General features: G+C 64.9%; 8 protein-coding genes. 2 read left to right on the top strand and 6 right to left on the bottom strand.

What is annotated here, in order from left to right:
* The 6 genes from QZ213_RS03675 to QZ213_RS03650 form a co-directional block, all read right to left on the bottom strand.
* Nucleotides 1–1,050 (bottom strand): AMP-binding protein (locus QZ213_RS03675; protein ID WP_291684696.1); only part of this gene is annotated, 1,050 nt, incomplete at its 3' end.
* 11 nt (nt 1,051–1,061) lie between these two features.
* Nucleotides 1,062–1,949: a 3-hydroxyisobutyrate dehydrogenase gene (mmsB, locus tag QZ213_RS03670; RefSeq protein WP_291684695.1), complete on the bottom strand. Its 888-nt coding sequence runs from the start codon at nt 1,947–1,949 to the stop codon at nt 1,062–1,064.
* Between the two features lie 27 nt (nt 1,950–1,976).
* Nucleotides 1,977–3,068 carry an enoyl-CoA hydratase/isomerase family protein gene (locus QZ213_RS03665; RefSeq protein ID WP_291684694.1) on the bottom strand — a complete coding sequence of 364 codons (1,092 nt, stop codon included), beginning with the start codon at nt 3,066–3,068 and terminating at the stop codon, nt 1,977–1,979.
* Nucleotides 3,065–4,210: an isobutyryl-CoA dehydrogenase gene (locus QZ213_RS03660; RefSeq protein ID WP_291684693.1), complete on the bottom strand. Its 1,146-nt coding sequence runs from the start codon at nt 4,208–4,210 to the stop codon at nt 3,065–3,067. Before QZ213_RS03660 ends, QZ213_RS03665 begins: the two co-directional genes overlap by 4 nt.
* 15 nt (nt 4,211–4,225) lie before the next feature.
* A complete protein-coding gene (locus tag QZ213_RS03655) occupies nt 4,226–5,722 on the bottom strand; it encodes a CoA-acylating methylmalonate-semialdehyde dehydrogenase (protein ID WP_291684692.1) in 1,497 nt (498 codons plus the stop codon).
* Nucleotides 5,723–5,883: 161 nt separating this feature from the next.
* Nucleotides 5,884–6,522: a TetR/AcrR family transcriptional regulator gene (locus QZ213_RS03650; protein ID WP_291684691.1), complete on the bottom strand. Its 639-nt coding sequence runs from the start codon at nt 6,520–6,522 to the stop codon at nt 5,884–5,886.
* A 214-nt stretch (nt 6,523–6,736) separates the two neighbouring features.
* Between QZ213_RS03650 and QZ213_RS03645 the strand changes: the two genes are divergently transcribed.
* Both QZ213_RS03645 and QZ213_RS03640 read left to right on the top strand, forming a co-directional pair.
* A complete protein-coding gene (locus QZ213_RS03645; RefSeq protein WP_291684690.1) occupies nt 6,737–7,507 on the top strand; it encodes an enoyl-CoA hydratase in 771 nt (256 codons plus the stop codon).
* A gap of 143 nt (nt 7,508–7,650) precedes the next feature.
* A complete protein-coding gene (locus QZ213_RS03640; RefSeq protein WP_291684689.1) occupies nt 7,651–8,847 on the top strand; it encodes an acetyl-CoA C-acyltransferase in 1,197 nt (398 codons plus the stop codon).
* Nucleotides 8,848–8,903 lie beyond the last annotated feature (56 nt).

Raw genomic sequence — 8,903 nt, 5'->3', positions numbered from 1 at the left:
GGTTTCGGTCTGGCCGTAGCCGTCGCGAATGGTCAGCCCCCAGGCGCTGCGTACCTGATCGATCACTTCGGGATTGAGCGGTTCGCCGGCGCCGCAGACCTCGCGCAAGCTGACCTTGAAATCGGCCAGCCGCTCCTGGATGAACAGCCGCCACACCGTCGGCGGGGCGCAAAGCGTGGTGACGCCGCAGCGGCCGATGGTCGCGAGCAATCCCTTGGCGTCGAAACGCGGCTGATTGAGCACGAACACGGTGGCGCCGGCATTCCAGGGCGCGAACAGGCAGCTCCAGGCGTGCTTGGCCCAGCCCGGCGAGGAAATGTTGAGATGGACATCGCCGGGCTGCAGCCCGAGCCAGTACATCGTCGACAATGCGCCAACGGGATAGCTGCGCTGGCTGTGCCGCACCAGCTTTGGCTTTGCCGTGGTGCCCGACGTGAAATACAGCAGAATGGGATCGCTGGCGTTCGTCGACCCATGGGGCGTAAAGCTTTCCGGGTATTCCACGATCTGCTCAAAGGGCAACCAGCCGTCTTCCATAGAGGACGCGTTGACGACGATGCGGATGAGTTGGTCGCCGCCGAGGCCGGCGAATTTCGCGACCTGGTCCTGCGACGCCACCACCACTTTGGCGCGGCCGCGATCGAGCCGGTCGCGCAGTTCGTCCGGGGTCAACAGCGTGGTCGCGGGAATCACCACAACGCCGAGCTTCATCGCCGCCAGCATGGTCTCCCAGAGCGGCACGACGTTGCCGAGCAGCAGCAACAGATGATCGCCGCGCTTCAGCCCCTGCGCACGCAGGAAGTTCGCCACCTGGTTGGAGCGGCGCGACAGCGCCTCGAACGAGAGCTTGGTTTCGCGGTTGCTGCCGGCATCGACAATCCACAGCGCCGCGCGGTCCTTGCTGTCGGGATTTCGTGCCAGCTCCGCGTCGAACCAGTCCAGCGCCCAGTTGAACGGCACGGGATCGGGCCAGCGGAATCCCTTCACCGCCGCATCGTAATCAGTGCGATGCTCGAGGAGAAACGAACGGGCCTCCTGAAATGTCGTCATCGGCTCCCCCGTTATTTTCCGGCGAGACCCCGGACATGCTGGATGATCCCGGAGAAATCGACCCCGCCATTTCCGGCGGCATCGAACGCCTTGTAGATTTCCTGCGCGTGCTTGCCAAGCGGGGTTACCGCGCCGGCCGCGCTGGCGGCATCCTGCGCCAGCGTCAGATCCTTCACCATCAGCGCCGAGGCAAAGCCCGGCTTGTAGCCGTTATTCGCCGGCGACGTCGGCACCGGGCCCGGCACCGGGCAATATGATGTCAGCGACCAGCACTGCCCCGACGAGGTCGAGGCGACGTCGAACAGCGCCTGGTGCGACAACCCGAGTTTTTCGGCGAGCGCAAAGGCTTCCCCGACCGCGATCATGGAAACGCCGAGGATCATGTTGTTGCAGATCTTGGCCGCCTGTCCGGCGCCGGCGCCGCCGCAATGCACGATCTTCTTGCCCATGTTCTCCAGCACGGGCTTCGCCGCTGCGAACGCCTTGTCCTCGCCGCCACACATGAAGGTCAAGGTCGCGCCCTTGGCGCCCCCGGTGCCGCCGGAGACCGGCGCGTCGACCGAGAGAGCGCCGTGCTTCGCCGCCAGCGCATGGGCCTGTTTTGCACTCTCGACGTCGATGGTGGAGCAATCGATGATCAACGCGCCCTTTGTCATGAACGGAACGACATCGGTCCAGACTGAAATCACATGCTTGCCGGCAGGCAGCATGGTGATGACGACGTCCGCGTCCTTCACCGAGCCGACCGCGCTCTCGGCGATCGCGGCGCCGTCGGCCTTGGCCTGATCGCAGGAGGCCGCCACCAGGTCGAACGCGGTCACCTTGTGGCCGGCCTTGACCAGATTGGCCGCCATCGGGCCGCCCATGTTGCCGAGGCCGATGAATGCGATGTTTGCCATGGTCCAATTCCCTCCGCTCAGCAGTTTCTATTTTCTTGCGTCGAACACCAGTTCGTCGGCGCCGATCTCCGCAAAATATGGCGCGACCATCTCCGGCGTTACGTCCTCGACTCTTCCCGGCGACCAGCGCGGGTTGCGGTCCTTGTCGATCACGGCGGCGCGCACGCCCTCGCGAAAATCGTCGCTTCTGAACACTTCCAGCGCGGCGCGATATTCCCGCACCAGACATTGCTCCAGCGAGGACGCTTGCCGCGCCAGCCGCAGCAGCTTCAGGGCGACCACCATGCCGCGCGGCGACTTCTCGTTCAAAATCTTCAGCGTCGATTGCGCCAGCTCCGAACTATCCCGCCGCAGATCAGCGACAATATCTTCCATCCGGTCACGGGCAAACCAGCGGTCGATTTGCGACTGGATCGCCGCGACGGGGCCCGACGTCTCGCCGGTCGCGAAACCATCGATCGCGGCCTTCACTTCCGCGGAGCTCACACCCGCACGAAGGTTGACCAGCGTCTCGCGGAGCGCCGCAAGCTTGCTGGAGGGCACGACGGCATCGGCGAATTTGGCATAGATCGCGTCGGGACCGTTCATGGTCTGGCCGGTGAGCCCAAAATAGGTCCCGACCTCGCCCGGCGAGCGCGACAGCAGCCAGGTGCCGCCGACGTCGGGGAAGAAGCCGAGACCGACTTCCGGCATCGCCAGTTTGGTCTTTTCTGTCACGACGCGATGGCTGCCATGCGCGGATAGCCCGACACCGCCGCCCATCACGATGCCGTCCATGAACGCCACATAGGGTTTGGGGAACCGGGCGATGCGGTCGTTGAGGATGTATTCCTCGCGCCACAGGATCTTGCCGAGATCGCCCTTGACCTTGGAACTCTCATACAGCGCCCGGATGTCGCCGCCGGCGCAAAGCCCGCGCTCGCCGGCGCCTTCCAGCAGGATCAAGCCAATTTCCGGATCGGGCTCGAACAGATCGAGCGCCTTCTCGATGTCGCGAAACATCTCCAGGGTCACGGCATTGATCGCCTTCGGCCGGTTGAGCCGGATCACCCCGACCGCGCCTTCGCGCCGCGCGATCAGGTCGGGCTCGGCGACGGCAGCGGCGGATGGCGCGGTCATCGTACGCCCTCGATCAATTTGCGCGAAACGATCAGCCGCATGATCTCGTTGGTTCCTTCGAGGATCTGGTGCACACGCAGATCGCGCACGATCTTTTCGATGCCGTATTCGCTTAAGTAGCCATAGCCGCCATGCAGCTGCAGCGCCTGGTTGGCGACCTCGAAGCCGACATCGGTGCCGAAGCGTTTCGCCATGGCGCACAGCATCGTTGCATCGGGATCCCTGCGGTCGAGCGCCGCCGCCGCGCGCCACACGAAGGTCCGCGCCGCCTCCAGCTCGGTCGCCATATCGGCAAGCCGGAACTGCAGCGCCTGGAATTCGTCGAGGCGCTTTCCGAACGCCTTGCGCTCTTTCATGTATGAAAGCGACTTCTCGAGCGCGGACTGCGCGCCGCCCAGCGAACAGGCCGCGATATTGATGCGGCCGCCGTCGAGCCCGGCCATCGCGATCTTGAAGCCGATGCCCTCCTCGCCCAACCGGTTCGCGACGGGAACGCGCGCGTTCTCGAAGATCACCGCGCGGGTCGGCTGCGCGTTCCAGCCCATCTTGCGCTCATTGGCGCCGAACGACAGCCCGGGCGTGTTGCCGTCGACGACCAGCGTCGAAATGCCGCCGGGGCCGTCGCCGCCGGTGCGCACCATCACCACATAGAGATCGCCCTTGCCAGCGCCGGAAATGAACTGCTTCTGGCCGTTGAGCACATAATGGTCGCCGTCGCGCACCGCGCGGGTCCGCAATGCGGCTGCGTCAGAGCCGGAGCCCGGCTCGGTCAGGCAATAGCTCGCCAGCAGCTCCATGGTGCAGAGCCTTGGCAGCCATTTCTGACGTTGCGCGTCATTGCCGTAGGCGTCGATCATCCACGACGCCATGTTGTGGATCGAGATGAACGCCGACACCGTCGGACAGCCCTGCGCCAGCGCCTCGAAGATCAGCGCGGCGTCGAACCGCGTCAGCGCCGAGCCGCCGACATCGTCGCGGATATAGATGCCGCCGATGCCGAGCCTGGCCGCCTCGCGCATCACGTCGACCGGGAAATGCTTCTCCTCATCCCAGCGGAGCGCATGCGGCGCGATTTTTTCCGCGGCAAAATCCCGCGCCATATCGCGAACCGCAATCTGGTCCTCGTTGAGTGCGAATTGCATTTGCTATCGGTGCGATCAGTTCATCGTCGGAATGGAAAACTCCGCGCCTTCCTTGACGCCGGAAGGCCAGCGCGCCGTCACCGTCTTGGTCTTGGTGTAGAAGCGGATCGAATCCGGGCCGTGCTGGTTGAGATCGCCGAAGCCGGATTTCTTCCAGCCGCCGAAGGTGTAATAGGCGATCGGCACCGGAATCGGCACGTTGATGCCGACCATGCCGACATTGACCTTGGCCGCGAAATCGCGCGCGGCATCGCCGTCGCGGGTGAAGATCGCAACGCCATTGCCGTAGTCGTGGTCGGACGGCAGCGCCAGGGCTTCGTTGTAGTCGTGGGCGCGCACCACCGAGAGCACCGGCCCAAAGATCTCTTCCTTGTAGATCCGCATATCTTTTGTCACATTGTCGAACAGGCAGCCACCCATATAGAAGCCGTTTTCGTAGCCCTGCATCTTGAAGCTGCGGCCGTCGACCGCAAGCTTGGCGCCTTCCTTGATGCCGATCTCGACATAGTTCCTGACGCGGTTGAGCGCGTCCCTGGTCACCAGCGGACCGTAATCCGCCGAGGGATCGATCGAGGTGCCGATCTTCAGGGCTTCCACCCGCGGAACCAGTTTTTCCATCAAGCGGTCGGCGGTGGTCTTGCCGACGGGCACGGCGACCGAGATCGCCATGCAGCGCTCGCCGGCCGAGCCGTAGCCGGCCCCGATCAGGGCATCGACGGTCTGGTCCATGTCGGCGTCGGGCATCACGATGGCGTGGTTCTTGGCGCCGCCGAAACACTGCGCGCGCTTGCCGGTGGCGGCGGCGCGCTCATAGATGTATTGCGCGATCGGCGAGGATCCGACAAAGCCGACGGCGCGGATATCGGGATCGTCGAGGATGGCGTCGACCGCTTCCTTGTCGCCGTTGACGACATTGAGGATGCCCGGCGGCAGGCCGGCCTCGATCATCAGCGCCGCGAGCGCCATCGGCACCCCGGGGTCGCGCTCCGAGGGCTTCAAGACGAAGGCGTTGCCGCAGGCGATCGCGGGGGCGAACTTCCACATCGGGATCATGGCGGGGAAATTGAACGGGGTGATGCCGGCGACGACACCGAGCGGCTGGCGCATCGAATAGATGTCGATGCCGGGGCCCGCGCCTTCAGTGTATTCGCCCTTCATCAGATGCGGAATGCCGCAGGCGAATTCGACCACTTCGAGCCCGCGCTGGATGTCGCCCTTGGCGTCGGGAACGGTCTTGCCGTGCTCGCGCGCCAGCAGGTCGGCGAGCTTGTCGTAGTCGCGCTGCGCCAGTTCGAGGAACTTCATCATCACACGGGCGCGGCGCTGCGGATTGGTTGCACCCCATTCCGGTTGCGCGGCTTTGGCGTTCTCGACCGCGGCGCGAAGTTCGGCCTTGGACGCCAGGGCCACCTGGGCCTGGACGTCGCCGGTCATCGGTTCGAACACGTCCGCGAAGCGCCCGGAAGTGCCCTTGACCTCACGGCCGCCGATAAAATGTCCGATTGTACGCATGCGTTCCTCCAAGACCTTCGGGTGCAGGTTTTGGCGGCATCTTGCAGTCTTTGGGGCGTTTGGAAAGGGTCTCGATGCGCGGCGGATTTGCGAAAATGCGGGCTTGGCCGCCTTTTCGCGTCCCTACGACCAACGTCGCATGGGATTGCCGCGTGCCGCGGTCACTGACGGGCCGGCGCGGCGGCCTTCTTGGCGACGGATTTCTTCGCGGCGCGCTTCGGCGGCGGCGCGCGATCAAGCACGGCCTCGCGCCCGGCGGCCAAGATCTCGTCGGAAAACTCGCCATTGCCGGCGATGCGGGCGAGCACCAGGGTACCCATCATGGTCGCCAGCGTCGCCTCCGCCTGCTTGCGCGCGGCCTTGCGCGGCAGCGCCGGAATCTGTTCGGCGAGCATGTCGACCATCTGCTCCAGCTTGGCGGCGAAGGCCTTGCGAGTTTTCGGGCTCTCGCGGGCGATTTCGGCGCCCAGCGTCGGAACCGCGCAGCCATGGCCGGGATCGTCGCGGTGCACCGTGGTCAAATAGGAGTCCACGATCACCGCCAGCCGCTTGTCCGGCGGCGTCTGTTCGCTGAGCTTGCGCCAGCGCTCGGTCGAGCGATCCATTGCATAGGCGAAAGCCTCGATGACCAGCGCTTCGCGGGAATCGAAATGGGCATAGAACCCGCCATGGGTCAGGCCAGCGTCCTTCATCAGGTCGGCGACCCCGATACCGTGGGCGCCCTTCTCGCGCAGCCGCACCGAGGCGCGCTTGACGATCCGAGCGTGGGTCTCGAGCTTGTGTTCCCTGGAGTAGCGCATTGGCCGTCCTATTAGATGTCTGAAGTCATATAATAGCCAAGACGACTGGAAAAAGCTGTAGCTAATTCGGGTCTGCTATCGGACATTGATCGAGCGGTTAACCGCGATCGACCCGGCCCCGGCATAGATCAGGGGGGCTTGCTTGACAAGCCGGCGATTTGACCAGGAATAGCTCTCCCGAAATCGTATTCATTCGCAACAGCCGAGACCGTCCATGCAAATGCTCAATCCCCATTGCGGAGTCGACCGCGACCCGCGCGACGTCGTTCGCCTGACGATCTCCAATGCCGGCTCGCTCAACATCCTGGGATCGGCCGTCATCAAGGGCTTGCGCGAAGGGCTGGAGGTACTGGCGGCGGAGCGGCATCTTCGCGTGCTGGTCATTTCAGGCCAGGGCGAAAAGAGCATGATTGGTGGTGCCGATATCAAGGAAATGGCCACGCTCGACCAAGCGTCGGCGGAAAAGTTCATCACGGGCCTGCGCGATCTCTGCGAGACGGTACGCGCATTTCCGGCACCCGTGATCGCGCGGATGCCCGGCTGGTGTCTCGGCGGCGGGCTGGAATTCGCCGCCGCCTGCGACTTCCGCATTGCCGCCCACGACGCCAAATTCGGCATGCCGGAGGTCAGGGTCGGAATTCCCAGCGTGATCCACGCCGCACTGCTGCCGCGGCTGATCGGCTGGGGCCGTGCCCGCTGGCTGGTGATGACGGCGGAGAATATCGACGCGCCCACCGCCCTTGGCTGGGGCCTGGTCGACGTGGTCGCGCCGGAACGCGGCCTCGATGCCGCGGTCGAGAAAACGGTGGCGGCGCTGCTGGAATGCGCACCGGAAGCCTTGCGCGCGCAGAAGGCCCTGCTCCGGCAATGGGAAGAGCTGCCATTGAAGGAATCCGTCGACCTCTCGATATCCGTGTTCGGGCAATCCTATCTGACCGGCGAACCGCAGCAGCTGATGCAGGCTTTTGTCAATCGGAAGCGGTAGCCCGAAGCCGCCCGACTAGCTCGGCGGACGACAGCCATACCCCTCCACGACAATTTCTCCCTCCGCCGCCGTTGCAATTCTTGCGGCGCATCATATGATGATCATCATGTAAGAAACCGCGCCGAAGAAATGAGGAGCCCGCCATGGCTGCAGCTTCCGATCCCGTCGTCATCGTTTCCGCCGTCCGCACGCCGCTCGGCCGGTTCATGGGGGAACTTTCCCCGCTTTCCGCCCATCAGCTCGGTTCCCATGTGATCGGCGCCGCCGTCGCGCGGGCCAAATTGTCGCCGGAGCGGATCGACGAGGTGTTCATGGGCTGCGTGCTGCCGGCCGGACAAGGCCAGGCGCCGGCGCGGCAGGCCGCGCGCGGCGCCAAATTGCCGGATGCGACCGGCGCCACTACCGTCAACAAGGTCTGCGGCTCCGGCATGAAGGCCACCATGCTGGCGCATGACATCATCCATGCAGGCTCCGCCGAGATCGTGCTGTCCGGCGGCATGGAGAGCATGACCAATGCGCCCTACCTGCTGGCGAAAGCGCGCGGCGGCTATCGCGCCGGCCACGACCGCATCATCGACCACATGTTCATGGACGGCCTCGAAGACGCCTATGAGTCCGGCCGCTCGATGGGCGATTTCGGCGAAGCCACCGCGGAAGCCTACCAGTTCACCCGCGCGGCGCAGGACGCCTATGCGATGGAAACGCTGAGCCGCGCGCGCAAGGCTGTGGAGGGCGGCGCGTTCAAGGCCGAGATCGTGCCGATCACGGTCATGGAAAAAGCCGGTCCGCGCACCATCGCCAATGACGAGCATCCGCTGAAAGTCGATCCGGCGAAAATTCCCGGCCTGAAGCCGGCGTTCCGCGCCAACGGCACCATCACGCCGGCCGCCTCCTCGGCGAACGCCGACGGCGCCGCGGCGCTGATCCTGACCAAACGGTCGCTCGCCGATCGCGACGGCCTGCCCATGCTGGCCGAGATCAAGGGCCACGCCACACACAGCCAGCAACCGCAATGGTTCACCACCGCGCCGATCCCGGCGATCCGCAAGCTGCTCGACAAGGTCGGCTGGAGCGTGGGAGACGTCGACCTGTTCGAGATCAACGAAGCCTTCGCCGTGGTGGCGATGGCGGCACAGCGCGATCTCGGGATTCCCCGCGAGAAACTCAACATCAACGGCGGCGCCTGCGCGCTCGGCCATCCCATCGGCGCCACCGGCGCCCGGCTGATCGTGACGCTGCTGCATGCGCTGGAAGCCCAGAACCTGAAACGCGGCGTAGCTGCGCTCTGCATCGGCGGCGGCGAAGCCACCGCGATCGCGGTGGAGCGTATCGTGCATTGATGCGCCGGCAAAAGCTTTCGCGCCCGGGATAACTCTGTCGCGAATTGGATAAGCGG

Source organism: Bradyrhizobium sp. (genome assembly GCF_017881085.1).
Taxonomy (GTDB): domain Bacteria; phylum Pseudomonadota; class Alphaproteobacteria; order Rhizobiales; family Xanthobacteraceae; genus Bradyrhizobium.
Note: the sequence above shows the minus strand (reverse complement) of the source record. Positions and strands in the feature narration are given on the sequence as shown.

Excerpts from the sequence above, each read along its gene's own strand:
- mmsB (WP_291684695.1), bottom strand. The coding sequence starts at position 1,949 with ATGGCAAACATCGCATTCATCGGCCTCGGCAACATGGGCGGCCCGATG.
- QZ213_RS03665 (WP_291684694.1), bottom strand. The coding sequence starts at position 3,068 with ATGACCGCGCCATCCGCCGCTGCCGTCGCCGAGCCCGACCTGATCGCG.
- QZ213_RS03660 (WP_291684693.1), bottom strand. The coding sequence starts at position 4,210 with ATGCAATTCGCACTCAACGAGGACCAGATTGCGGTTCGCGATATGGCG.
- QZ213_RS03655 (WP_291684692.1), bottom strand. The coding sequence starts at position 5,722 with ATGCGTACAATCGGACATTTTATCGGCGGCCGTGAGGTCAAGGGCACT.
- QZ213_RS03650 (WP_291684691.1), bottom strand. The coding sequence starts at position 6,522 with ATGCGCTACTCCAGGGAACACAAGCTCGAGACCCACGCTCGGATCGTC.
- QZ213_RS03645 (WP_291684690.1), top strand. The coding sequence starts at position 6,737 with ATGCAAATGCTCAATCCCCATTGCGGAGTCGACCGCGACCCGCGCGAC.
- QZ213_RS03640 (WP_291684689.1), top strand. The coding sequence starts at position 7,651 with ATGGCTGCAGCTTCCGATCCCGTCGTCATCGTTTCCGCCGTCCGCACG.